The organism is Streptomyces sp. NPDC041970 (assembly GCF_055588985.1).
Genome location: NZ_JBVJCD010000041.1, coordinates 1 through 24,268, shown reverse-complemented (window position 1 = coordinate 24,268; position 24,268 = coordinate 1). Strand labels below are relative to the sequence as shown.

Genomic DNA, 24,268 nt, shown 5'->3' with positions numbered 1-24,268 from the left:
CCGCATGTTCGCGCTCACCCAATCACACGATTTTCACATCTGGAAGAGTGAACAGGGCTTTGGCCGCCTTTTGTTGGACACCTGCGACTTTCGCTGTCCGAAAAAGTCGCTTCGCGTCTCCCACCTGCTGCTTCTCGTAGCTGACGGTGATCCCGCGGGCCGGATTCCATCACCTCGCCACCCGGTCGCGCAACGCTCGCAGACGCAACGGCGCCCCGCTCCGGGCCCGTACTACGCCTGCCGCGAGGCGAGTTCCACGACGGTGATGTCGGAGGGGGCGCCGACCCGGACGGGCGGACCCCAGGCGCCGGCGCCGCGCGAGACGAAGAGCTGGGTGTCGCCGTAGCGTTCGAGCCCGTCCACGGTGGGGTTGGCCAGCTCGGCGAGGTAGTTGCCCGGCCAGAGCTGGCCGCCGTGGGTGTGGCCGGAGAGCTGGAGGTCGACGCCGTGCGCGACGGCGTCGTCGATGACCACGGGCTGGTGGGCGAGGAGGACGGCGGCGCGGGCGCGGTCGCGGTCCCCCAGCGCGCGGGCGAAGTCGGGCCCCTGCCCCTCGGTCTCGCCGGCCACGTCGTTGACCCCGGCGAGGTCGAAGCCGCCGATCTCGACGCGGGCGTTCTCCAGGGGGTGCAGCCCCAGTTCGCGGACGTGGTCGACCCACTGGGCCGCGCCGGAGAAGTACTCGTGGTTGCCGGTGACGAAGAAGCTGCCGTGCCGCGACCGCAGGGCGGACAGCGGTTCGGCGGCGGAGCCCAGGTCCGCGACGGAGCCGTCGACGAGGTCGCCGACGACGGCGACCAGATCGGGCGAGGTCGCGTTGATCGTGTCGACGATGCGGCGGGTGTGGGCCCGGCCCAGTACGGGGCCGATGTGGATGTCGCTGACGACGGCGATCCGGAAGCCGTGGGCCGCACGGGGCAGCTTGGCCAGCGGCACGGTGATCCGCCGGACGCTCGGGCCGTTCAGCACCCCGTACGCGCCGTACCCGACGGTGGCGAGCCCGGCGGCGGCCGCGGCCCCGCCGACGACGCGGGAGACGAACAGCCGCCGGGAGGGGGCGGGCGCGGCCTCGGGGACCGGCGCGGGCGCGGCGCTCACGGCCTCGGGGGCCGGGGCGGGCGCGGTCCGGGGCTCGGGCTCCTCGGTACGGGGCTCGGTGAGCGTCCCGGACGGCGTTCCGCCCCCGGTCGCCCCGCCCCTCGCCGCCGCGCCGGCGGGGACGGGCCGCGCGGCGGCCTCGGGGGCCGGCGTGGGAGCGGCGGGCGCCGCGGGCCGCGGGGCCGTGCCGAGGGGCACCCCGTCCCGCCGGGCCAGCACCCGCAGCAGCACCGGCCGGACGGCCTCGCCCACGAGCAGCGCCAGCGTCAGGTAGAGCAGGGCGGCCAGCCACAGGAATCCGGGCCAGGCCAGCACCTGCTGCACCCAGAAGGGGGCGCCCATCCGGCCGGAGGTCATGGCCCCCAGGCTCAGCAGCGGCAGCACGAAGGCCGCGACGGTGCCCGCCCGGCGCAGCGGGCTGCCCGGAGCCGTCGTGTCGCCGACGAAGCGCCGCCAGACGTACCGGTGCACGGCGGCGAGCAGCGCCAGCACCACGAGCGCCACCAGGGCGAAGATCACTGCTGCCATCCGCGATTCCCCACGTTCTCTCCGTCAGGTGCGCTGGTCGCGCAAAGCCCGGACGCCACGCAACCCGATCGCGCCGACCGCCGTCCCCAGAAGAAAGGACGTGATGGCGAGCAGCAGGTGCACCCAGAAGTACCCGGTCGGCTCGCCCGCGTCGTCGAAGGCGAGCCCGCTGCCGTCCTGCCACAGGTTCTTGACGAAAGTGATCCAGATGAACCAGCTCCACACCCCGAACGCGAGCAGGAACCAGGAGACGGGGCGGCTGAGCTTCATGGGTCCAGTATCGCGGCCGCCCTCAGCCGCCCTCGTGCGGGGGGCCGCCCGAACGGGGCTGTCCCGGCGGTCCCTGCGGCGGGTCAGCCGATCCGGCTCCTCATCCCCATCGACGCCCTGTACGTTTTCGACCGTGCCTGCTCTGAAAAAGATCGCCCTGACGGTTGCCTCCGCTACATTTTTGTCCGCTTTTGCCCTTAATCCGGCATTCGCCGCTGACAAGGACAAGGACGCGAAGGAGGACCGGCAGCCGCGGCCGCCCCAGGTGATGTCGAGCGTGGGCGGAGAGCGGCTCGCCAAGGCCGGCACCCAGGTCGATCTGGGGCCGGGGGCCCCGGTGCTGCCCAAGGGGCTGACCGGGCGGTCGTGGATCGTGGCGGACGCGGAGAGCGGGCAGGTCCTGGCGGCGCACAACCCGCACTGGCGGCTGCCGCCCGCCTCCACGCTGAAGATGCTGTTCGCGGACACCCTCCTGCCGGCGCTCCAGCCGACCACGCTGACCCACAAGGTGACCGACCGCGAGCTGGCGGGGGTGGGCGAGGGCAGCAGCCTGGTCGGGGTCAAGGAGGACCACACCTACACGGTCCACGACCTGTGGCTCGGGGTGTTCCTGCGCTCCGGCAACGACGCGGTGCACGTGCTCTCCGAGATGTACGGCGGCATCCCGAAGGCGGTGACCGCGATGCAGAGGCACGCCGAGGAGTTGCAGGCGCTGGACACCCGCGTGGTCTCGCCGGACGGGTACGACGCGCCGGGCCAGGTCTCCAGCGCCTACGACCTCACCCTGATCGCCCGCAGCGGGCTCCAGAAGAAGGACTTCCGCGAGTACGCGGCGACGGCCTCGGCCGACTTCCCCGGCGAGGAGAAGGACGGCAAGCGCGCCTCCTTCGAGATCCAGAACACCAACCGGCTGATCACCGGGGACATCGGCGTGGACCCGTACAAGGGCATCGCGGGCGTCAAGAACGGCTACACCACCCACGCGGGCAACACCTTCACCGGCGTCGCCGAGCGGAACGGGCGGGTGCTGCTGGTGACGGTCATGAACCCGTCCGACGAGGAGAGCCACGCCGTCTACAAGGAGGCCGCCCACCTGCTCGACTGGGGCTTCGCCGCGAGCGGCAAGGTGACCCCGGTGGGCGAACTGGTGCCGCCGAGGTCCGTGGAGACCGGTCCGGGCAAGGGCGCGAAGCCCGCCACCGGGGCGGACCGGGGCTCCGACGGGCAGGTGCGGACCGCGCACGCCTCGGCGGCCGACGGCTCCAGCGGGGCCGGGACCGCCCTGGCGATCGCCGGCGGCGCGCTGGCGGTCCTGGTGGCCGCGGTGTTCCTGGTCAACCGGCGCTGGCCGCTGCTGCCGCGCCGCTGACCCCGCGCCGCCGCCGGGACGGCCGGGAGCCGACCGGCGCGGGCGGCCCCGCCCCCGTCAGGCGGTCCGGGTCGAGCCGCCGGCGGCCTCGACCGCCTCGCCGGGCCCCGGCGGGGCGGTGGCCTCCTCGGGGTCCCCCTCGCCCCGGCTGCGCGTCGCGGTCCAGGCGGCGCAGAACAGCAGGAGCTTCGCGGTGAGGTTGATCCACAGGAGCAGCGCGATCGGCACGCCGAACGCCCCGTACATGCTCTTGCCCGCGACGCCCTTCATGTAGCCGCCGAGCAGCAGCTTGAGCAGCTCGAAGCCGACCGCGCCGAGCAGGGCCGCGACCATCAGCCGCCGCCGGGGCGGCTCCACGCCGGGCAGCAGCGACAGCAGGTAGAGCAGCAGCAGGAAGTCGGCGGCGACCGCCACCGCGAGCGCGGCCACGCGCAGCACGACCCCGCCCACCCCGCCCTCGGGGATGCCGAGCAGGTCGGCGGTCCAGCCGACCGCCGTCGAGCCGACCGTGGAGACCGCGAGGGTGGCCAGCCCCGCACCGCCGAGGCCGACCAGCAGCACGGCGTCCTTGACCTTGGCGACGACCGGATTGGCCTCCTGGACGTCGTCCAGGTCCCAGACCGCGCGCAGGCACTCGCGCAGCGAACCGACCCACCCGATCCCGGTGAACAGCAGCAGCGCACCGGCCACCAGCCCGACCGTGCCCGCGTTGGCGACGAGGTCGTCGATGCCGAGCTGGTCGGAGATGCCGGGCACCTGCTCGGCGAGCTTGTCCTTGACGGTGTCGACCTGCTCGTCGCTCAGCAGCGCGGCGGCGACCGCCGCGCCGACCGCGATCAGCGGGAAGAGGGCCAGGAAGCTCATGAAGGTGATGGCCGCCGCGAGCCGCGCCCAGTGCACCCGGTCCAGCGTCTCGTAGGAGCGCCATGCGTGCGTCCGCATCAGCCGGGCCACCAGGGGCCCGACGACCGGGAGTTTCGTGAGCCAGTCCATGGTCTACGCGTACCCTCCTGGGCCCGGAACACCAGCGGCCCGCCCCGGACTCTCCCGGACGGGACGGGGCGCGCACGGGGCCGGGGCGCCGACACCCGCTCCATCACCCGTTCCGGTGAGCGATGGGATCAATGCCTCGAATGGGGTTTAGCGGACGATACGGTCGCCCTCATGTCCGTCGACACGGTGTCCTTGACCGGCTGGGGCCGCACCGCCCCGACGACCGCCGTGCGGTTCAGGCCCCGTACGCGCGAGGAGGCCGCGGCCGTCGTCCGGGGCCGGGGGCCGCGGGGCGTCCTCGCGCGTGGGGCGGGCCGGGCGCCGGGGGACGCGGCGCAGAACGCGGGCGGCTCGGTGCTCGACACCAGGGGGCTGGCCCGGATCGGCGCGGTGGACGCGGCGTCGGGCACGGTGCGCTGCGAGGCCGGGGTGGGCCTGGAGCGGCTGGTGCGGGCGCTGCTGCCGCTCGGCTGGTTCCCGCCGGTCGTGCCGGCGTCCGGCCGGGTCACGGTGGGCGGGGCGATCGCCTCCGACGCGGACGGCCGCGACCACCGGACGGCCGGCTCCTTCGCCCGGCACGTGAGCGCCCTGGAGCTGCTCACCGCCGACGGCGAGGTGCGTACGGTGCTGCCGGGCACCGCCCTCTTCGACGCGACGGCGGGCGGCCTGGGGCTGACCGGGGTGATCCTGTCCGCCACGCTCCGCCTGCGCCGCGTCGCCACCTCGCTGGTCGCCCTCTCCACCGAGCGCGCCGGGGACCTGGACGACCTGCTGGCCCGCTTCACGGCGGACGGGGACCGCCTGCCGTACGCCTCCGCGTGGATCGACCCGCTCGCACGGGGCCGGGCGACCGGGCGCGGGGTCCTCGTACGGGGGGAGCACGCACCCCTGGACGCGCTCCCGGCGTACGCCCGGCGCACATGGCACGTGCCGCGCACCGGCGGCACGGGGCTGCCGCCCGCGCCCGCTCTCCTGTCGCTGCCGGGCGGTCCGCTGGGCCGGGCCGCCGCCGCGCTCTCCCACGAGGTCCGCTACCGCTGCGCGCCCCGCGCGCGGACCGGGGAGCTGTGCTGGGCCCCCCGCTACCTCCTCGCCGCGGAACCCCCGTCCGCCGCGGGCTCCCCGTACGGCCGGCGCGGCCTGGTGCACTACCGGTTCAGCGTCGGCCACGGCCAGGAGGAGGTGCTGCACCGGGTGGTGCGCCGGATCGCGGCGCGCCGGGACCCGGTGGCGGGGGCCGTGCTCCAGCGGTTCGGGGCGGCGGGTCCGGGGTGGCTGTCGTTCCCCGCGCCCGGCTGGACGCTCGCCCTGGACCTGCCCGCCTCCGCTCCCGGTCTCGGCCGCTTCCTGGACGGGCTGGACGAGGAGGTGGCCGCCGCCGGGGGCCGGGTCTGCCTGGCGCGGGACTCCCGGACGCGCCCGGAGACGGCGGCCGCGATGTACCCGCGGCTGGCGGAGTTCCGGGAGCTGCGGGCGGCCCTGGACCCGGCGGGCGCGTTCCGCTCCGACCTGGCGCGCCGGCTGGGGCTGTGACGGCCGGGGCGCGAGCGCGCCCCGGCCCCCTCCCGGCGTACGCCCCCGCCCTCCCGCACCTCTTCCCCGTACCCCCTCTGAACTGGAGTGTTCCGTGAAGGATGCCTTCGGCGCCCCGCAGTCCCTGCTCGTCCTCGGCGGCGCCTCCGAGATCGCCCTGGCCACCGCGCGCCGCCTGGTCGCCGTGCGCACCCGCCGCGTATGGCTGGCCGGGCGGCCCTCCCCCGCCCTGGAGGCGGCCGCCGCCGAGCTGCGCGGCCGGGGGGCTCGGGTGGACCTCGTGGAGTTCGACGCGCTGGACCCCGCCTCCCACGAGGTGGCGCTCGGCAAGGTGTTCGCCGAGGGCGACGTGGACCTGGTGCTGCTGGCGTTCGGCGTCCTGGGCGATCAGGCGCGCGACGAGGAGGATCCGATGGCGGCGGTCCGCGTCGCCCAGACCAACTACACGGGGGCGGTCTCCGCCGGGTTGGTGTGCGCCGGCGCACTTCAGGCGCAGGGGCACGGTTCGCTGGTGGTGCTCTCGTCCGTGGCCGGGGAGCGCGCCCGGCGCGCCGACTTCATCTACGGGTCGAGCAAGGCGGGCCTCGACGCGTTCGCGCAGGGGCTGGGGGACGCGCTCCAGGGCACCGGGGTGCGGGTGATGGTGGTCCGCCCCGGCTTCGTCCGGACGCGGGCCACGGCGGGGCGTCCGGAGCAGCCGTTCGCCGCGGTCCCGGAGGAGGTGGCGGAGGCGGTCGTCACGGGGCTGCGCCGGGGCGCGGAGACGGTGTGGGTCCCCGGATCGCTCCGGCTGGTGATGGCGGCGCTGCGGCACCTGCCGCGCCCGCTCTACCGGCGGCTGCCGGTGTGACGGCACCGCCGCGCGGCGGTCAGCTCCGCAAGGAGGGTGCGTCGAGGGTGTGGCCGCTCTGGGCGGGGAGGGCGGGCGCGCCGCCCCCCGACCCGAACGGGAAGTCCTTGAGCTTGCGCCAGACGGCGTCCTCGCCCTGCTCGTACAGGGCGAAGGAACCGCAGGTCCAGGCCGCCTCGTAGTCCGCCAGCTCCGCATAGGCCCGGTCCATGGCCTCCTCCGTGATGCCGTGGGCCACGGTGACGTGCGGGTGGTAGGGGAACTGGAGCTCGCGCACCAGCGGGCCGGAGGCGTCCCGGACCCGCTTCTGGAGCCAGGAGCAGGCCGAGGCCCCCTCGACGACCTGGACGAAGACCACCGGCGAGAGCGGCCGGAACGTGCCCGTGCCGGACAGCCGCATCGGGAACGGCCGGCCGGCCGCCGCGATCTCGCCCAGGTGGGCCTCGATGGCCGGCAGGTCGGCCGTCTGCGCCTCGGTCGGCGGGAGGAGGGTGACGTGGGTGGGGATGCCGAAGGCGGCAGGGTCCCCGAAGCTCGCGCGGCTTTCCTGGAGCAGGCTGCCGTAGGGCTCCGGGACCGCGATCGAAACGCCGAGCGTTACGGTCCCCACGTCGTTCTCCTCCGTCGTCGATGGTCGATTTCCGGTCATGCGGTGCGGGCCTCCTGTCCGGCCCGCACGTCCCTCCGCCGCAAGTGTGGCCCCTCGGCCGGTGGACTGGCCAGGGCCGTCGGACTCAGTGCTTGGCGGGCAGGAAGCCCATCCGGTCGTACGTCTGCGCCAGCGTCTCCGCCGCGACGGCCCTGGCCTTCTCCGCTCCCTTGGCCAGGATGGAGTCCAGCGTCTCGGGGTCGTCCAGATATTCCTGGGTGCGGGCCCGGAACGGCGTGACGAACTCCACCATCGCCTCGGCGAGGTCGGTCTTGAGCGCACCGTAGCCCTTGCCCTCGTACGCGCGCTCCAGATCCTCGACGGAGCCGCCCGTGAGAGTGGCGTAGATGGTGAGGAGGTTGCTCACGCCGGGCTTCTTCTCGGTGTCGTAGCGGATCACCGTGTCGGTGTCGGTGACGGCGCTCTTCACCTTCTTCGCGGTGACCTTCGGGTCGTCGAGGAGGTTGACCAGGCCCTTCGGCGTGGACGCCGACTTGCTCATCTTGACCGCCGGGTCCTGGAGGTCGAGGATCTTCGCCGTCTCCTGGAGGATGTACGGCTCCGGGACGGTGAAGGTCCGGCCGTACCGGCCGTTGAACCGCTCCGCGAGGTCGCGGGTCAGCTCGACGTGCTGGCGCTGGTCCCCGCCGACCGGGACCTGCTCGGCCTGGTAGAGCAGGATGTCGGCGACCTGGAGCACCGGGTAGGTGAAGAGGCCGACGGTGGCCCGGTCGGCGCCCTGCCTCGCGGACTTGTCCTTGAACTGCGTCATCCGGGAGGCCTCGCCGAAGCCGGTGAGGCAGTTCATCACCCAGCCGAGCTGGGCGTGCTCGGGCACATGGCTCTGGACGAAGAGCGTGCAGCGCTCAGGGTCCAGTCCGGCCGCCAGCAGTTGCGCCACGGCGAGCCGCGTGTTGGACCGCAGCTCGGCGGGGTCCTGCGGGACCGTGATGGCGTGCAGGTCCACGACCATGTAGAACGCGTCGTGGGACTCCTGCAGCGCCACCCACTGGCGCACCGCGCCCAGGTAGTTGCCGAGGTGGAACGAGCCCGCGGTGGGCTGGATCCCGGAGAGCACCCGCCGACGGGCGGCCGCACCGGTGCGGCCCGTCTGCGGCTGGTCGGTGGTGAGCGAGGGGCGATCAGAGGCCATGGCCCCATTGTCTCAGGTGTCCGGCCCGTCTCCGGCAGCCGGTGCGGGGCGGAGCGGGCGCGCGGCAGCGGGGGCGGGGGCACGGGAGCGCACGCCTGAGACGAACGGCACATTCCGACCGCTGGCGTGCGACGGCGGGCGCGCCGCGCGGCGGAGGTTTCCCGGCGCGGGGCGCGACCGACGATACAAAGTGGGCGCCACCCCCGCCCCCACCGCACGACGAACGGAGATCCCGTGTCCCTCACGGAAACCGCCATCGCCTCCGCCGAGGCGCACAGCGCGCACAACTACCACCCGTTGCCGGTCGTCGTCGCCTCGGCGGACGGCGCGTGGATGACCGACGTCGAGGGGCGCCGCTACCTCGATCTGCTCGCCGGGTACTCGGCGCTCAACTTCGGCCACGGCAACCCCCGTCTCATCGCCGCGGCCAAGGCCCAGTTGGACCGGGTGACGCTGACCTCGCGGGCCTTCCACCACGACCGGTTCGCCGACTTCTGCGTCCGGCTCGCCGAGCTGTGCGGCATGGAGACGGTCCTGCCGATGAACACCGGGGCGGAGGCGGTCGAGACCGCCGTCAAGACCGCCCGCAAGTGGGGCTACCGGGTGAAGGGCGTCCCGGACGGCATGGCGAAGATCATCGTGGCCTCGGACAACTTCCACGGCCGTACGACCACGATCGTCAGCTTCTCCACGGACCCGGAGGCGCGGGCCGACTACGGCCCGTACACGCCGGGCTTCGAGATCGTCCCGTACGGGGACCTCACCGCGATGCGGGAGGCGATGACCGAGAACACCGTGGCGGTCCTGCTCGAGCCGATCCAGGGCGAGGCCGGGGTGCTGGTGCCGCCCGCCGGCTACCTGCCCGGCGTCCGGGAGCTGACCCGCGAGCGGAACGTGCTGTTCATCGCCGACGAGATCCAGTCGGGCCTGGGGCGGACCGGGAAGACCTTCGCGTGCGAGCACGAGGGCGTGGAGCCGGACGTGTACGTGCTCGGCAAGGCGCTGGGCGGCGGGGTGGTGCCGGTCTCCGCGGTGGTCTCGTCGGCGGACGTGCTCGGGGTCTTCCGGCCCGGCGAGCACGGCTCCACGTTCGGCGGCAACCCGCTGGCGTGCGCGGTGGCGCTGGAGGTCATCGCGATGCTGCGGACCGGGGAGTACCAGCAGCGCGCCGCCGAGCTGGGCGACCACCTCCACCGGGAGCTGGGCCTGTTGGCGGGTGGCGACGCGGTGGAGGCGGTACGCGGCCGGGGCCTGTGGGCGGGCGTGGACGTCGCGCCCGCCCTGGGCACGGGCCGGGAGATCTCCGAGCGGCTGATGGAGCGGGGGGTGCTGGTGAAGGACACCCACGGCTCCACGATCCGGATCGCGCCACCGCTGGTGATCAGCAAGGAGGACCTGGACTGGGGCCTGGACCGGCTGCGCACGGTGCTGGGGGTCTGAGGCGGGGATTGGGCGCTGGGGGCTGGGGACTGAGCGGGGGGGCGGGCGCCGCGTACGGTCCTGAGCCCGGCCCTGGGCTGGGCCCTGGGCCGGGCCCTGGGCCGGGCTCGGGGGCGGGCGGGATACGGCCCGGCTGCGGAGGCGTGCGGGCGGGGACTCCTGGCCGGGGGCGTGCGGGCCGGGGTCGGCGCACGGGCCGGGGGCCGGGCGCGGGGACGTACGGGCCGGGGGCCGGGCGCGGGGGCGTACGGGCCGGGGTCGGCGCACGGGCCGGGCGCGAAGCCGGCGTACGGGCCGGGCCGGTCGCGAAGCCGGCGTACGGGCCGGGGCTCCTGCCGACCGGCCGCCGGGGGGCAGGCTCAGAGGATGACGTGGGGCAGGAAGCGGGCGTACTCGTCCGTGACCGGCCCCGCCGACTCCCGGATGCCGAGCCCCGCCGCCTCGTCCTCGACGACCCACGCGCCGAGCACCACCCGGTTGCCGTCGACCTCGGGGAGCGGGGCCAACTCCTGGTAGCAGCACGGCTCGTCGCGCCGGACGGCCGGTGAGCCGGGGGCGTGGAGGTGGACCCCCGCGCCCTCGCGGCCGAGCAGGGGCTTGGACGCGTACCCCGCCCCGCCGGGTCCGGCCAGTTCGCGGGGGCCGTCGAGGTAGGCCGGCAGCAGGTTCGGGTGGCCGGGGTACAGCTCCCACAGGATCGCCAGCAGCGCCTTGTTGGAGAGCAGCATCTTCCAGGCGGGCTCGATCCAGCAGGTGGTGCCGGTGCCGCCGCCGTTGTCGAGGGTGTCCAGCACCTGCGGCCCGAAGCGGTCCGTGGCCAGCCACTCCCAGGGGTAGAGCTTGAAGCAACTGCGGATGAAGCGGAGCCGGTCGTCCACGAAGCGGCCCGACAACCGGTCCCAGCCGATGTCCTCGACGGCCAGCGCCGCGGTCTCGATCCCGGCCTGCTCGGCGGTCTCGCGGAGGTAGGCGACCGTCATCAGGTCCTCGCCCAGCTCGTCGCCGTCCGAGTGGGCGAAGTGCAGGAGGCCGGGCGGCAGCAGGGGCGCCTGCCGCCGCCACGCGTCGACGAGCCGCTCGTGCAGGGAGTTCCACTGGTCCGCGCCGGGGAACCGCTCCTCCATCCAGAACCACTGCGCGCTCGCGGCCTCCACCAGAGAGGTGGGGGTGTCGGCGTTGTACTCCAGCATCTTCGCCGGGCTGTCCCCGTCGTAGCGCAGGTCGAACCGCCCGTAGACAGAGGGCAGTTCCGCTCGCCGCCGCCAGGATTCGGCGATCAGCGAGGCGAGTCGCGGGTCGGTGACGCCGAGGTCGGCGAAGCGGTCGTGCTCGACGATGTGCGCGGCGGCGGCCAGGCACAGGGCGTGCAGCTCCTCGACGGTCTCCTCCAGCGCCTCGACCTCCGGCAGCGAGAAGACGTAGTAGGCGCTCTCGTCCCAGTAGGGGCGCAGCGAGCCGTCCGGGTAGCGGGTGAGCGGGTAGACGACGCCCTGCGCCTCGACCGTCTCCTGCCAGCCGGGGCGGGGCTCGATGGTGCGGCGGTGCACGCGCTCAGCCTCCGCCGGACCGGGAGCAGCCGAAGCCGCCGCGGTCGACGGCGGACTTGTCGAAGCTGCCGCCCTTGACCTTGCCGTCGGAGGCGTCGCCGCCGTAGTAGTACGAGCCGCGGCTGCCGCCCGAGCCGCCGCCGCTCCCGCCGCCCCGGCACTCGTAGTTGGGCAGGGTCTGGCGGGTCGTCCGGTCGGCGCACCGCCGGTCCGGTTCCGATCCGCAGGACGAGAGCGTCAGGGCGAGCAGCCCCATGCCGCCGAGCACGACCGTGCTCGACCTCAGCCTCCGTTGGCGCATGTCCGGTTCTCCCCCATGGTCCGTGGTGCGGCCGACCCCCGTCTCCCTGCCGGCCCGATCGTCAGACTAGTTGGGCGGCCGATCCGGTCGGAACCCGAGTCCGCGATCACCGCCCGGTACGCTCTCCGGCTACCCCGGAACGGGTCGTCCCATGGCAGTACCCGACGCGGGGCCGCCCGTGCGCCGGGGTCGCGTCAGCGCGTGAGTCCCTCTGGGTCTCTGTCGGCGGGCCAGGAGCCGGTCCCAGGTCCCGTCCGCCGACCAGCGGCGGCACCGTTCGTAGACCGTCTTCCACGGCCCGTACCGCTCCGGCAGGTCCCGCCGGGCGGCGCCCGTGACTCCGAGGAGCGTCGGGGGTACGAACTACGCCTGTCTATGGGACAGTTGACGACGGTGTCTCACCATCTGCCGGGGGGAAGGGCGCACTGTGGCGGACGAGTCGGAGAGTGACTGGCTGTCGGAGCGCCAGGTGAGCGTCTTGTGGCCGGGCGTCGGTACTCGCTCGGTGTATGTGAATGCGTTGGCCCGTGGGGTGCGGATGAGATCGGAGGGCTGGCTGACCACTACGGGGTACGCCGGCAAGACGTGGTATGACGCCGACGACGTGCGCCGAGTGGCCCCGCAGATAGCAGCCCAGCCACCCCTCAAGGGGCCGTCCCGGATCCCGTGCATTCTGGTGCTGATCCTTCTGGCGGCGATACCGGTCGTGTGGCTGGTGATGGCCGTACGAGGCGGGCAGTAGAGGTCGGTGGCTGGCTGCGCGGTCGGCTGGAGCGCGTCTCTCTGATCGGCTGGTCAGTTGGTCAGATGCGCCTGTCCGATGGGTGATCACTGATGCCATGTGGGGCCGGATCGAACCGCTGATGCCGCCCGATCCGGTCCGCGGCCGGCGGTGAGCCGATCACCGCCGGACCTTGGAGGCCATCGCGTGGAAGTACCGCGCCTGCTCACCCTGGCGCGACCTGCCTGGCGAGCCCGGCTCGTTCCAGACCGTCCATGCCTGATCGGGTGGGCCGTGGACGGCACCTGGAAACGCACCCTCGCCGCGGTCCCGGCAGAGGCCGAGGCTGAATGACGACGTGGACGGCGCTCTGCACGCGTTCATCCTGCACACCTCCGCGTACCGCGCGTTCCGCGAGACGTACGCGGGCCGCTTCCTGGAGCACCGCCCCCCGGCCCGGCGCCGGGGGCAGGGCCCCGGCGAAGGCGCGGGCGACCGCGCACGCGCTGAAGGCGAACGGGTTCCAGGTCCTGGACGACCTGTGGACTGCCCGGCGGCCCCGCGGGCCCCGCCGGACCCGCGCGCGCCTGGTGGGGAACGGGCGCGGCGCCACCCTGCGGACACGGGAACGGGCCGCCCTACGGCAGCACCCGGCACAGGGCCGCGAGTGCGCCCGCCCAGGCGCTCTCCGGGGGTGAGCCGTAGCCGATGACCAGGGCGTCGCGGCCGGTCGGGGCGTCGGGGTGGCGGTAGCGCGCCAGGCCCTCCAGGGCCAGGCCCTCGAAGGCCGCCGCCTGGATCACCGAGCGCTCCGCCCCGGCCGGGAGTTCGAGGACCGCGTGCAGCCCCGCCGCGATCCCGCTGACCTCGATGTCCGGAGCGTGCTCGGCGAGCGCGGCGACGAGCTGGTCGCGGCGGCGGCGGTAGCGCAGCCGCATCGCGCGCACGTGCCGGTCGTACGCCCCCGACGCGATGAACTCCGCGAGCGTCAACTGGTCCGGGGCGCCCGACGTCCGGTCGGCCGCGCCCTTGGCCCGCACCACCTCCTCCACCAGGCCCGCCGGGAGCACCATCCAGGCCAGGCGCAGTCCGGGGGCCAGCGACTTGCTGGCGGTGCCGAGGTGGACGACCCGCTCCGGATCGAGCCCCTGGAGCGCGCCCACCGGCTGCCGGTCGTACCGGAACTCCCCGTCGTAGTCGTCCTCCAGGATCAGCCCGCCGGTCGCGCGGGCCCAGTCGACGGCGGCGGCCCGCCGCTCGGGGTGGAGCGGTACGCCGGTGGGGAACTGGTGCGACGGGGTCAGCAGGACCGCGCCCGCGCCGCGCAGCGCGGCCGGCTCGTCGGTCCGGGAGCCGCGCTCGTCCAGCGGCAGGCAGGCGGTGCGCAGCCCGGCGTCGGTGAGGACCGCCCGGTGCAGGTCGAGGCCGTAGGACTCGACGGCGATCTCCCGCACCCGGCGCCCGCGCAGCACCCGGCCCAGCAGCGCCAGCCCGTGGGCGTACCCGGAGCAGACCACGATGCGCTCGGGGTCGGCGTACACCCCGCGCGCCCGCGCCAGGTACTCGGCGAGCGCGGTGCGCAGCTCGACGCGCCCGCGCGGATCGCCGTAGCCGAAGGCGTCGTGGGGCGCTTCGGTGAGCGCCTTGCGGGCGGCCCGGAGCCAGGCCGCGCGCGGGAAGGAGGAGGCGTCCGGCGAGCCGGGCTTGAGGTCGTACGAGGCCCCGGCCCGCGCCGGACGGGCGGGGGTGGCGGCCGGGTCGGCCCGGCGGGGGGCGGCGCGCCGGGCGACGCGGGTCCCCGAACCCTGTCGGGCGGTGAGCCAGCCCTCGGCGACCAGTTCGGCGTAGGCGTCGGCGACCGTGTTGCGCGCGACGCCCAGGTCGGCGGCGAGCGCCCGCGAGGACGGCAGCCTGGTGCCGGGGGCCAGCCGCCCGCCGCGCACCGCTTCGCGCAGCGCCCGCGTCAGCCCGCTGCGGAGCCCCGCCCCGAGCGGTTCCAGATGCAGGTCAGCGCCGAAAGTGGCCCAGGAATCCGTCACGGGAATGGACCATAGCGGCACGCCATCGGGCGCGTAGCGTCGTCCCCATGAGCACACACGAGCACCACACCCCCGCGACCGCGTACGCCCCCGAGCACCCCGCCCGCCTCCCCTGGACCCAGTTGGCCCCCGAGGTCTACAAGGCGATGGTCCGCCTCGACGTCGCCGCCCGGAAGGGGCTGGACCCGCTGCTGCTGGAGCTGGTCAAAGTGCGGGCCTCCCAGCTCAACCGCTGCGCCCTCTGCCTGGACATGCACAGCAAGGACGCCCTGGCGGCGGGCGAGTCCGTCGAGCGGATCGTCCAGTTGAGCGCCTGGGAGGAGTCGCGCCACTTCTACACGGAGAAGGAGCTGGCGGCGATCGAGCTGACCGAGGCGATCACGCTGCTGACGGAGGGCTCCGTCCCGGACGAGGTGTACGCCAAGGCCGCCGAGCACTTCGAGGAGGCGGAGCTGGCCCAGTTGATCGCCGCGATCACGGTGATCAACGCCTGGAACCGCTTCGGCGTCGCCACCCGGCAGGTCCCCGGCCACTACACGCCCGGCGACCTGAAGAGCTGACGCTTCGTCAGAACGGGGCGGCGTACGGGTCGAAGTGGGTCACGGCGGTGGCGAGGATCTCCTCGTGCCGGGGCCACTCGCTCTCCGGGGCGGCGACCAGCACCGCGTAGAGGCGGCCGTCCGACGCGGTGAAGACCCGCTCGACCACCTGCCGGCGGCCGCCCGCCTCCGCGCTGTCGTACGCGTACACCAGCTCGGCGGCCTCGCCCCCGAGCGGGTTGTCCACGGCCCCGATGCGGACCTCGGTGAAACCGGGGTTCGTACTGCGCTCGCTCGATGCCGCGCGGACCGCCTCCAGCGCGGTCATGCCGGGCTCGGAGACCCGGAAGACCTGGACCAGCGCCGTGCCGTCGGCGGGCTTGTAGAACACCCCGCCGGTGTTCTGCGTGCGCTCGTCCCACTCCTCGGGCACGACGATCCGGAAGCCCTCCAGGTCGTCCCGCGCCACGTATCCGGGCGGCGGGCCGGCAGTCGGGGAGGCGGAGGCCGACGGGTCGGAGGCGGTGGCGTCGGTGGACGTCCCCTCGCCGGTGGCCGGGTCCGACCCGGACGCGTCGGCGGAGACGCCGGCGGTCTGCTCCCGCGCTTCGTTCCCCCCGCCCTCGTCGCCGCCCGCGAGCCCGAACCAGAGGGCCGCCGCCCCCGCGGCGAGCACGGCCACGGCGAGCCCGGCGGCCGGCGGGGTGATCCGGGCGCGCGGCGACCGAGGGGCGGCCGGGCCCGCGCCGCCCCCGGAGCCGTCGTACCCGCCGGGCAGGTCCTCCGCGACCGCGTACGGGGCCGGGGTCACCGGCGGCACGGGCGGTGGTGGCGGCGGGGGCGGGATGTAGGCGCGCTGCGGCTCGGTCTCCCACCTCTGCGTCTCGTCGTTCCAGCGTGCCCGGCCGCCCCCGTTCATCGGTCAGCCTCCCAGCAGGGCGGACAGCGCCTGGGCCACCGCGATGCCGGAGGCCAGGCCGCCGGTGAGCGCGCCGGCCGCGGTCAGCGCCCGCTGGAGCCGGCCCAGCCGGTCCGGGGTCGCCGCGCCCGCGGTCTCGATCTCCTCGGCCACGGAGACCAGCTCCGCGTCGAGGACCTCCGTGGCGTCGGAGGCCACGAACCGGGCGAGGTCGGCCCGGAGTTCGCGGACGGCGCGCAGCAGTTCGGCCTGGGCCTCGTCGGCCGGTGCGGCGTGCTGGTGCTGGGTGACGGTGTTGTGGTCGCCGACGGCGAAGGCGCTGCCGGTCACCGAGCCGATGTGGACGGTGCGCGGCTGCTCGTCGGGGGTCCCGGTCATTTCTCTCCTGCTCTCGGCTGTCGGTCCGGCGCCGCGGCGGGCCCCTGCGGCCCGCGCGGTCCGGGCGCGCCCGGCTGTGCGCCGGGCCCCTTCTTCGTACCGGCGCCCCGGCCGGGGCCGGACGGGGCCGAGGGCCCCGAGCGCCGGATGTCGTTGTGGTCGCCGATCCCGATGGCGCTGTCCCGCGCGGACTCGATGAACACGCCGCCCGCGCCGATGTTGACGATCTTCTGCTCGAACTCGTCCGTCTTCCAGCCCGCTTCGCGCAGGGCGAGCCGGACGCCGCCGTTGACCCGGTCCTCGATGCTCTTCAGATACCGGTTGACGTCCATGTCCTGGAAGAGCGACGCCTCGTCGTCGGCCCCCAGCTCGCGGACGGAGAACGCGGGCCCCTCGGCGAGCGCGCCGCTGTTCCCGGCCGTGAGCACCTTCCAGACGCTGATCGCGCCGCGCCCCAGGGTGACCACCGAGCGCACCAGCGAGGCGGGGGTGTGGGCGAGCGCCCAGACCGCCTTGCCGAACCCGTTGTTGTTGCGGTGGCGGTGGGCGATCCGGTCGGCGTCGCGGAACAGCGGGTGGACCGGCATCAGCACGTGCGGGGCGACCTCCAGCATCAGCATCCCGCCCTGGGTGTGGACCCGGACGAAGACGGTGACGACGACCTCCTCGTTCCAGCCGCCGACCCGGATGCGCAGGAAGTGCCGCCGGCTCTCGCCGCCCTCCTCGACGGCGCGGCTGCGGTGCTCCTCGAACCCCTCGGGCCCGTACGGGGCGTCCTCGCGCCGGGCCATGCCCACCACCGGCAGGAAGACGCACTCGTCGATCACCAGCTCGCGCAGCCGGTCGCGGACGGCGGCCGCGCCCTGGGGCGAGCCGTGCGGGGAGGGCACCCGCAGGGCCTCCAGCAGCGGCACGATCCGGCGCAGGATCTGGGCGTTGCCGAGCGGTTCGGTGGGGCCGTCGTCGCTCGGCCGCAGCTCGACCGCCAGGTTCCACGGGCGGTAGGGCGTCCCCGCGCCGCAGAACGGCTGCTGCTCGGCGTACATGATCAGCGGGGCGTGCTGCTCCAGCCGGATGCGGTGCCTCAGCCGCCGGAAGCGGGCGTCGGTGACGCGCTCGGCGGGGTCGGCGGCGAGGTCGGGGAAGTTGCCGCGGGCCAGCTCCTCCGACATCACCCGTGCGAACTGGCCGCGCTGGAGGCCGATCAGCCCGGCGATCAGCGCGAGGAAGAACAGGGCGGTCCAGGCGGAGCCGGTGGCCGAGTAGTCCGAGGAGCCGCTGGTGAGCCCGGCGAGGAACAGGTCGAAGAGGTCGGGGAAGCCGTCGGAGCCGGAGGATTCGAGACCGTACGGGTCGGACTCGTACGGGTCGGAGTCGTCCTCGAACAGGCCGATGACGGCGCTCCCGAAGAGCCACAGGCCGAAGGCGAGCAGCAGCAGGCGGCCGTACCAGCGCAGGAGGAACGCGGCGATCCGCCGGTAGGGGGGCGGGGTCGGCGCGGCGCCCCTGACCCGAGGCGCGAGGGCGATCAGGACGCACGGGAGGAACAGCGCGCCGATCGCGCCCCGGCTGACGACGGCGCCCAGCAGCCAGGCGCCCAGGATGCCCGCCGCCCACCACAGCTCGGTGCGGCGGGCGCGCAGGGCGTGGGCGAGGACGCGGGCGGCGTCGAAGCCGGACGAGGGAGCCACGATGCGGTGCTCCTGGACGTACAACTGGTCGATGACCGCGTCCCGGTAGCCGTCGTGCAGGTGGGTCCCGGCGCACAGGAGCCGGGTCGCCTCGCTCGTGGCGGGGTGCACGGGCGGTTTCCCGAGCAGATCGTCCTGGCCCTGCGACGGACGCGGCACGGCACTCCCGGTCACCGATTCCCCATTTCCCCTGGTGCTGCGCGCTCGCCCCGGCCCCCGGTCGTACGCACGGGTGGGCGGGCGGCTGAAAGGTGCCAATGTAGCGAGACGCGGGCCGGAGGGTGAGGCGATTGTCGGCCATCCTGCGCGTACGGGAGGCGGCGGCGGGAGAACGGCGGAAAGCCGCGGGAGAACCGAAGCGCCCCCGGCGGCACGGGCCGTCGGGGGCGCTTCAGGGGTACGGGGCCGGGGCGCGGGCTGCCGCCCGCCCGGCCGGACGCGTACGGGTCAGATCAGGCCGAGCTCGCGGACCGCGTCGCGCTCCTCGGTCAGCTCCTTCACCGACGCGTCGATGCGCGCGCGGGAGAACTCGTTGATGTCCAGGCCCTGGACGATCTTGTACGAGCCGTTCTCCGTGGTGACCGGGAACGAGGAGATGATGCCCTCGGGGACGCCGTAGGAGCCGTCCGACGGGATGCCCATCGAGGTCCAGTCGCCCGCGGCGGTGCCGTTGACCCAGGTGTGCACGTGGTCGATGGCGGCGTTGGCGGCCGAGGCGGCCGAGGACGCGCCGCGGGCCTCGATGATCGCGGCGCCGCGCTTGGCGACGGTCGGGATGAAGGTGTCGGCCAGCCACGCCTCGTCGGCGACGACCTCGGCGGCGTTCTTGCCGGCGATCTCCGCGTGGAAGATGTCCGGGTACTGGGTGGCCGAGTGGTTGCCCCAGATCGTCAGCTTCTTGATGTCGGAGACGGCGGCGCCGGTCTTGGCGGCCAACTGCGAGATCGCGCGGTTGTGGTCCAGACGGGTCATCGCGGTGAAGCGCTCGGCCGGCACGTCCGGGGCGGCGGCCTGCGCGATGAGCGCGTTGGTGTTGGCCGGGTTGCCGACGACGAGGACCTTGATGTCGTCTGCGGCGTTGTCGTTGATGGCCTTGCCCTGCGGCTTGAAGATGCCGCCGTTGGCGGCGAGCAGGTCACCGCGCTCCATGCCCTTGGTGCGCGGGCGGGCGCCCACGAGGAGGGCGATGTTCGCACCGGCGAACGCCACGTTCGGGTCGTCGGTGATCTCGATGCCGCGCAGCAGCGGGAAGGCGCAGTCGTCGAGCTCCATCGCGGTGCCCTCGGCGGCCTTGACGCCCTGCGGGATCTCCAGAAGGCGCAGGTTGACCGGCACGTCCGGGCCGAGCAGGTGGCCGGAGGCGATGCGGAAGAGCAGCGCGTAGCCGATCTGGCCGGCAGCGCCGGTCACGGTGACATTCACGGGAGTGCGGGTCATGGCGGTCTCCGTTAGAGAGCTGGCGGTGGGGGACCGGCCCCTGGTGCCGGACCCTGGTGCTGGACGTCCCTTCCGCCTCGCTGAATCTTGACGTGAAGAGATATCCGGCGGCCAGGCTATCGGACCCGGCGGAGCCGGGCCGCGCGCCCCCCTCGCGGCGCCGTGCGGGGCGGTGCGTCGGATCAGCCTCGCGGGGCGTCGGTGGGCGGGGACGGCGGGCGCGGGGCGGCGGCGGGTGGGGGTGCGCCGGAGTCCTCGGGCCGGGGCGGCGCGCCCCCGTACACCTGACCGGCGCTCCGTGCCGGGTCGGCCTGCCATCGTTGCGCGACGATCACACCGTGCCGGAATGGTCACCTCCGTGCCACAGGCCCACGGGAGCCGTTGAAGCGACTCCGCATGTCCATGACGCTGGAAGCGGGACGGGGCGAGACCGCTCCTCCGCCCCGGCCCGGACGCCGTTCCGGGCGGCGCCGGGCGCGGCGTCCGTCCCTCCTCGGGGGAGGGGACGGACGCCGCGGCCGGCTTCCGGCACGGTCCCGCCGCCGGGCGGCGCGCGGTCAGCGGATCGTGAAGCGGACCGCGTCCTCCAAAATCGGGACGTCCAGCCACGGTTTGGGCTGGGCGACCAGCGCGAGCAGGACGATGAGCGTCCCCATCACCCCGTAGGTGACCAGGTCGGTGAAGCGGGAGCGCACCGCCAGCATCCCGACCGAGGGCACCGCCCAGCGCAGCACGGCCCCGGCGATCAGCGCGGCGCCGATCAGGATGGCGCCGACGCGGAACGCCTCGGCGAACGGGTCCAGCACCACGACGAGCAAACCCACCCCCACCGTGGAGAGCACGGTGAGCAGCGGCCACTGCCGGGCCGGGGCGGGCGCGTCGCCCGACGCCGCCCGGCCGCCGCCCTCGGGGAGGGCGGTGTCCCGCGTGAACAGCGGGAACCGCCGGGACCGACGGCCCGGCGCGGGACCGGAACCGGCTCCGGCCTCGGGGCCGGGATCGGCTCCGGCGTCGACGCCTGCGTCGGCGTCGGCTCCGGGCGCGGCCCCGGCTCCCGGCGCCGCCCCGGCCTCCGTACCGGACGCGTCACCGGTACCGGACGCGTCACCCGTCCGAGGGTCGGCCCCTGTGCCGGGCGCGCCACCCGTACCGGACGCGTCACCCGTGCCGGGCGCGTCTCCCGTGCCGGGGCCGGCTTCCGCCTCCGCTTCCCGCGCGGACCCGGACTCCTCCTCGCGGCCGGTCGCCGCGTCGCGGTCGGCCGGGCTCGTACCAGCACCCATGGGGTTCCCTCCGCTTCCGGCCGTCAGCCCGCCTCGGCGGCGGACCGCTCGGCCGCCTCGACCACGTTGACCAGCAACTGCGCGCGGGTCATCGGGCCGACGCCGCCGGGGTTCGGCGCGACCCAGGCGGCCACCTCGCGGACCCCCGGATGCACGTCGCCGACGATCTTGCCGTTCTCGTCCCGGCTGACGCCGACGTCGAGCACCGCGGCGCCCGGCTTCACGTCCTCGGGCTTGATCAGGTGCGGCACCCCGGCGGCGGCGACGATGATGTCGGCCTGCCGCAGATGGGAGGAGAGGTCGCGGGTGCCGGTGTGGCACTGGGTCACCGTGGCGTTCTCCGACTTGCGGGTCAGCAGCAGCGGGATCGGGCGGCCGATGGTGACGCCGCGTCCGACGACGACGACGTGCGCCCCGTCGATCTCCACCCCGTGCGCGCGCAGCAGTTGGACGACGCCCTGCGGGGTGCAGGGCAGCGGGGCCCGCTCGCCGAGCACGAGGCGGCCGAGGTTCGTCGGGTGCAGGCCGTCGGCGTCCTTGGCCGGGTCCATCAGCTCCAGGACGCGGTTGGTGTCGATGCCCTTGGGCAGCGGCAGCTGGACGATGTAGCCGGTGCACTCCGGGTTGGCGTTCAGCTCCCGGACGACGTCCTCGATCTCCTCCTGCGTGGCGGTGTCGGGGAGTTCGCGCTGGATCGAGCCGAGGCCGACCTGCGCGCAGTCGCGGTGCTTGCCGTTGACGTACCACCGGCTCCCCGGATCGTCGCCGACGAGCAGGGTTCCCAGGCCGGGGGTGATGCCCTGCGCCTTGAGGGCCGCCACACGGACGGTCAGATCGGATTTGATCGCGGCAGCGGTGGCCTTGCCATCGAGAATCTGGGCAGTCATGGCCCCATCCTCGCGGATGACCCCGCCCGCGTACCAATTGCCCGCGCCTCCCCGGAGACGAGATTGCACTTGCACAACGTCTGGGGCCTCGGGCTGGACAAACCGTGCTCCCGCTCATCACGATGAGGGCCGCGGTTGTACGGGGGGTGGGCCGCTGACGTCGTCCTTCCTCCGTGTGGCCCTCTCGTCCCCGCACGCCTGTTGAAGGAACACCCCATATGAGCTTCGGCGACCCGAACAACCCGTACGGGCAGCAGCCCGGACAGCCGCCCCAGGGACAGCCCGGTTACGGCTACCCCCAGCAGGCTCCGCAGGGCGTCCCGCAACAGGGTTACGGCTACCCCCAGCAGCCGGGCTACCCCCAGCAGCCCGGCCAGCCCTACGGCGCGTACCCGCAGCCGGGATACGGCGGCGGGATGCCGGAGTTCGCCCACTGGGGTCTGCGCCTGGGCGGACTGATCGTCGACGGGCTCGTGATGATGGTGCCGTACATCCTCGTCGCCGTCGGGGGCGCGGTGGGCGACTCGGTCGGCGGGATCCTCTCGTTCGTCGGTTTCCTCGGCGTCGTCGGCGTGGCCATCTGGCAGCTCTACCAGGAGGGCTCCACCGGCCAGACCATCGGCAAGAAGGCAGTGGGCATCCGCCTGCTGCGCGAGGCCGACGGCCGCCCGCTGGGCTTCGGGATGGCCTTCGTGCGCCGCCTGGCCCACGTCCTGGACAGCCTCGCCTGCTACATAGGCTGGCTGTGGCCGCTGTGGGACCAGAAGAAGCAGACGTTCGCGGACAAGGTCTGCTCGTCGGTGGTCGTCAAGGCCAACTGACCCTCCGACACCGCACGCGCGAAGGCCGCGCCCGTCCACCGGGCGCGGCCTTCGCGCGTGCGGGCGGCGGTGCGCCCCGGCGTCAGCGGTCCGTGCCCGGAATCGTCTCCGGCTCCGGCGTCGTGCGCTCCATCACCACGAAGCTGCCGCCGCGGTGCTTGAGCCGGTAGCGCGCTTCGGGGTGCAGTTGCTGGGCGTACGCCACCGGGTCCTGGATCGGCCGGGACCAGCCGAAGTCCAGGTTGACGGCGACGATGTCCGGCGCGGTGCCCGGAGCGCCGCCGATCCAGTAGACGGTGCGGTCGGAGGTGAGGTGCGCCATCAGCGTGATGTCGGTCTCGACCCGCGACCCGACCGGGATCGCCTCCAGCGCCTGGCGGGCGGCGAGGGTGCGGGCGTCGGTGCGGTAGCTCTCCGGGCGCAGCAGGTCGCGCAGCGGCAGGTGCTGGGTCAGCGCGACGGCGGTCGCGGCCATGACGGGCAGGGCGACCTTGGCGTACGAGGCGAGCCACGGGCGGTGCGCGTCGCGGCTGCGGCGGACGCCGTCGGCCGCGGCGAGGACGAGCACCGGCATGAGGATCGCGCTGTAGTGCCAGACCATGCCCCAGTGGTTGCTGTCCTGCGACAGCAGCCGCCAGCCGATCGTGGGGAGGATCAGCAGCGTCAGGGGTGAGCGGAGCGCCATGAACGCGGTGATGCCGAGCAGGAAGACCAGCATCTCGATCTTGACCGGGGAGTCGAGCACGCCGAGGACGGAGTCCAGCAGCGGGACCTCCTGGCCGTCCTTCTGGTCGATCTTCTGCCAGTAGTCGTACGCGCCCGCACTGCTGGCCGCCGGGATGAGGACGGTGAGGGTGACCACGAAGGCCACCACCCCGAAGGCGGCGAGCAGCGCACCCTGGAGGCGGCGGCCGTACACGAAGAGCAGGAGGCCGACGACGGCGACGGTGGCCCCGAGGTCCTCCTTGACCAGGACCAGCGGCAGGGACCACAGGAGCGCGGCCGTCCAGCGCCGCAGCAGCAGGGCGCGGCAGACCAGGGCGAGCAGCGGGACGGCGAAGGCGATCTCGTGGAAGTCGGACTTCACCGCCTCCTGGATGCCCCAGGACAGCCCGTACGCGAGCGTGGCGCAGAGGCCGGAGCGTCCGCCGAGGAGCTGCTGGGTGGTGCGGCCGACGACCACCGCGGCCAGCGCGAACAGCGCCGCCTGGGCGAACAGCAGGGCCTCGGCCGAGGGCCAGAGCCAGTACAGGGGGGCCAGCAGCGCCACGACCGGGGAGAAGTGGTCGCCGAGGATCAGGTAGCCGGGGCCCTTGATGTCGACGACCGGGGCGTTGAACCCGGCGTACGCCCTGACCTCCTGCTCGAAGATCCCGAGGTCCCAGGAGGGTGAGCCGAAGCGGCTGTACTGGAGGTGGGAGTAGAGGAAGTAGAGCGCGCACAGGACGGCGGCGGCGACGAGGTACGGACGCAGCGGGACGCGCACGTCCGCCGGATCGCCGCCGGTCCCGGCCTCGGGGACGGCGCCGGGCGCCGGCTCCGGTGCGGGGTCGGGGCCCTGCGCCTGCGCGGGCAGCCGGCCCGGCCGGTCGGTTCCAGTCTTGTTCAGCTCAAGCACGGTGCCCCCGCTGCGGTCTTCACGGCCGCCCGGAGAGGTGCGGCCGTTCATTGAAACAGAGCGGCGGTACGGCCCTCGCGCCGGACACGGCGAACGGCTCCGGGGGGGGGTCCGGGGGGGGGGGGGGGCGGGGGGGGGGGGGGGGGGGGGGGGGGGGGGGGGAGGGGGGGAAGGGGGGGGGGGGGGGGGGGGGGGGGGGGGGGT

Annotated in this window: 22 protein-coding genes and 2 pseudogenes; 8 read left to right on the top strand and 16 right to left on the bottom strand. The window is 74.4% G+C overall.

The features are described 5' to 3' along the window. Window positions 1-231 precede the first annotated feature (231 nt). Together ACZ6EJ_RS19990 and ACZ6EJ_RS19985 are read right to left on the bottom strand one after the other, a co-directional pair. A complete protein-coding gene (locus ACZ6EJ_RS19990) occupies window positions 232-1,617 on the bottom strand; it encodes a metallophosphoesterase (protein ID WP_469268795.1) in 1,386 nt (461 codons plus the stop codon). A gap of 33 nt (window positions 1,618-1,650) precedes the next feature. After that, complete coding sequence (locus ACZ6EJ_RS19985; protein WP_336677087.1) at window positions 1,651-1,896, bottom strand: SCO4848 family membrane protein; 246 nt, start codon at window positions 1,894-1,896, stop codon at window positions 1,651-1,653. A gap of 133 nt (window positions 1,897-2,029) precedes the next feature. Here ACZ6EJ_RS19985 and ACZ6EJ_RS19980 point away from each other — a divergent pair, with 133 nt between their 5' ends. Further along, entirely contained in the window at window positions 2,030-3,265 is a 1,236-nt protein-coding gene (locus ACZ6EJ_RS19980; RefSeq protein WP_469268753.1) for a D-alanyl-D-alanine carboxypeptidase family protein, read from the top strand. 57 nt (window positions 3,266-3,322) lie between these two features. Here ACZ6EJ_RS19980 and ACZ6EJ_RS19975 read toward each other — a convergent pair whose 3' ends face one another. After that, on the bottom strand, window positions 3,323-4,258 hold the full coding sequence (locus ACZ6EJ_RS19975) for a YihY/virulence factor BrkB family protein (protein ID WP_469268751.1): 936 nt from the start codon (window positions 4,256-4,258) through the stop codon (window positions 3,323-3,325). Window positions 4,259-4,429: 171 nt separating this feature from the next. Between ACZ6EJ_RS19975 and ACZ6EJ_RS19970 the strand changes: the two genes are divergently transcribed. Beyond that, window positions 4,430-5,791, top strand: coding sequence for an FAD-binding oxidoreductase (locus tag ACZ6EJ_RS19970; RefSeq protein WP_469268749.1), 1,362 nt, complete (start codon window positions 4,430-4,432; stop codon window positions 5,789-5,791). A 94-nt stretch (window positions 5,792-5,885) separates the two neighbouring features. Next, a complete protein-coding gene (locus ACZ6EJ_RS19965; protein ID WP_469268747.1) occupies window positions 5,886-6,641 on the top strand; it encodes a decaprenylphospho-beta-D-erythro-pentofuranosid-2-ulose 2-reductase in 756 nt (251 codons plus the stop codon). 19 nt (window positions 6,642-6,660) lie between these two features. Here ACZ6EJ_RS19965 and ACZ6EJ_RS19960 read toward each other — a convergent pair whose 3' ends face one another. Together ACZ6EJ_RS19960 and trpS are read right to left on the bottom strand one after the other, a co-directional pair. Then, window positions 6,661-7,251, bottom strand: coding sequence for a 2'-5' RNA ligase family protein (locus ACZ6EJ_RS19960; RefSeq protein ID WP_469268746.1), 591 nt, complete (start codon window positions 7,249-7,251; stop codon window positions 6,661-6,663). Window positions 7,252-7,375: 124 nt separating this feature from the next. After that, window positions 7,376-8,368 carry a tryptophan--tRNA ligase gene (trpS, locus tag ACZ6EJ_RS19955; RefSeq protein ID WP_469268794.1) on the bottom strand — a complete coding sequence of 331 codons (993 nt, stop codon included), beginning with the start codon at window positions 8,366-8,368 and terminating at the stop codon, window positions 7,376-7,378. A gap of 309 nt (window positions 8,369-8,677) precedes the next feature. Here trpS and rocD point away from each other — a divergent pair, with 309 nt between their 5' ends. Beyond that, window positions 8,678-9,883 carry an ornithine--oxo-acid transaminase gene (gene rocD / locus ACZ6EJ_RS19950; RefSeq protein ID WP_469268744.1) on the top strand — a complete coding sequence of 402 codons (1,206 nt, stop codon included), beginning with the start codon at window positions 8,678-8,680 and terminating at the stop codon, window positions 9,881-9,883. Between the two features lie 359 nt (window positions 9,884-10,242). Here the strand turns inward: rocD and ACZ6EJ_RS19945 are convergent, their stop codons facing one another. From ACZ6EJ_RS19945 to ACZ6EJ_RS19935, 3 genes and pseudogenes are all read right to left on the bottom strand, one after another. Continuing rightward, a complete protein-coding gene (locus tag ACZ6EJ_RS19945) occupies window positions 10,243-11,430 on the bottom strand; it encodes a glutathionylspermidine synthase family protein (RefSeq protein ID WP_469268743.1) in 1,188 nt (395 codons plus the stop codon). A 4-nt stretch (window positions 11,431-11,434) separates the two neighbouring features. Next, entirely contained in the window at window positions 11,435-11,731 is a 297-nt protein-coding gene (locus tag ACZ6EJ_RS19940) for a hypothetical protein (protein WP_469268741.1), read from the bottom strand. 225 nt (window positions 11,732-11,956) lie between these two features. Further along, window positions 11,957-12,067: pseudogene (locus tag ACZ6EJ_RS19935) on the bottom strand (transposase); the annotation flags it as partial. A gap of 202 nt (window positions 12,068-12,269) precedes the next feature. On the opposite strand from ACZ6EJ_RS19935, the gene ACZ6EJ_RS19930 reads away from it, so the two are divergent. After that, complete coding sequence (locus tag ACZ6EJ_RS19930; protein WP_469268739.1) at window positions 12,270-12,473, top strand: hypothetical protein; 204 nt, start codon at window positions 12,270-12,272, stop codon at window positions 12,471-12,473. A gap of 97 nt (window positions 12,474-12,570) precedes the next feature. Next, window positions 12,571-12,800 (top strand): annotated as a pseudogene (locus tag ACZ6EJ_RS19925) (transposase); the annotation flags it as partial. A gap of 290 nt (window positions 12,801-13,090) precedes the next feature. Here the strand turns inward: ACZ6EJ_RS19925 and pdxR are convergent. Then, complete coding sequence (gene pdxR / locus ACZ6EJ_RS19920) at window positions 13,091-14,491, bottom strand: MocR-like pyridoxine biosynthesis transcription factor PdxR (RefSeq protein WP_469268737.1); 1,401 nt, start codon at window positions 14,489-14,491, stop codon at window positions 13,091-13,093. A gap of 47 nt (window positions 14,492-14,538) precedes the next feature. On the opposite strand from pdxR, the gene ACZ6EJ_RS19915 reads away from it, so the two are divergent. Next, the gene (locus ACZ6EJ_RS19915; RefSeq protein WP_469268735.1) at window positions 14,539-15,051 is read left to right on the top strand and encodes a carboxymuconolactone decarboxylase family protein; all 513 of its coding nucleotides are present in this window, start codon (window positions 14,539-14,541) and stop codon (window positions 15,049-15,051) included. A 7-nt stretch (window positions 15,052-15,058) separates the two neighbouring features. On the opposite strand, the gene ACZ6EJ_RS19910 is transcribed toward ACZ6EJ_RS19915, so the two are convergent. The 6 genes from ACZ6EJ_RS19910 to ACZ6EJ_RS19885 all read right to left on the bottom strand — a co-directional run bounded on the left by ACZ6EJ_RS19910 (window position 15,059) and on the right by ACZ6EJ_RS19885 (window position 21,625). Next, on the bottom strand, window positions 15,059-15,949 hold the full coding sequence (locus ACZ6EJ_RS19910; protein ID WP_469268733.1) for a DcrB/PsbP domain-containing protein: 891 nt from the start codon (window positions 15,947-15,949) through the stop codon (window positions 15,059-15,061). Between the two features lie 3 nt (window positions 15,950-15,952). Next, complete coding sequence (locus tag ACZ6EJ_RS19905; protein ID WP_469268732.1) at window positions 15,953-16,327, bottom strand: hypothetical protein; 375 nt, start codon at window positions 16,325-16,327, stop codon at window positions 15,953-15,955. After that, window positions 16,324-18,192: a hypothetical protein gene (locus ACZ6EJ_RS19900; protein ID WP_469268730.1), complete on the bottom strand. Its 1,869-nt coding sequence runs from the start codon at window positions 18,190-18,192 to the stop codon at window positions 16,324-16,326. Before ACZ6EJ_RS19900 ends, ACZ6EJ_RS19905 begins: the two co-directional genes overlap by 4 nt. A 273-nt stretch (window positions 18,193-18,465) precedes the next feature. Then, entirely contained in the window at window positions 18,466-19,455 is a 990-nt protein-coding gene (locus ACZ6EJ_RS19895) for a malate dehydrogenase (protein WP_469268728.1), read from the bottom strand. A 557-nt stretch (window positions 19,456-20,012) separates the two neighbouring features. Continuing rightward, complete coding sequence (locus ACZ6EJ_RS19890) at window positions 20,013-20,738, bottom strand: DUF3017 domain-containing protein (protein WP_469268727.1); 726 nt, start codon at window positions 20,736-20,738, stop codon at window positions 20,013-20,015. A 23-nt stretch (window positions 20,739-20,761) separates the two neighbouring features. Continuing rightward, window positions 20,762-21,625 carry a bifunctional methylenetetrahydrofolate dehydrogenase/methenyltetrahydrofolate cyclohydrolase gene (locus tag ACZ6EJ_RS19885; protein WP_469268725.1) on the bottom strand — a complete coding sequence of 288 codons (864 nt, stop codon included), beginning with the start codon at window positions 21,623-21,625 and terminating at the stop codon, window positions 20,762-20,764. Window positions 21,626-21,843: 218 nt separating this feature from the next. On the opposite strand from ACZ6EJ_RS19885, the gene ACZ6EJ_RS19880 reads away from it, so the two are divergent. Continuing rightward, the gene (locus ACZ6EJ_RS19880; protein WP_469268724.1) at window positions 21,844-22,446 is read left to right on the top strand and encodes an RDD family protein; all 603 of its coding nucleotides are present in this window, start codon (window positions 21,844-21,846) and stop codon (window positions 22,444-22,446) included. A gap of 82 nt (window positions 22,447-22,528) precedes the next feature. On the opposite strand, the gene ACZ6EJ_RS19875 is transcribed toward ACZ6EJ_RS19880, so the two are convergent. Continuing rightward, the gene (locus ACZ6EJ_RS19875) at window positions 22,529-24,064 is read right to left on the bottom strand and encodes a DUF2079 domain-containing protein (RefSeq protein WP_469268722.1); all 1,536 of its coding nucleotides are present in this window, start codon (window positions 24,062-24,064) and stop codon (window positions 22,529-22,531) included. Between the last annotated feature and the right edge of the window lie 204 nt (window positions 24,065-24,268).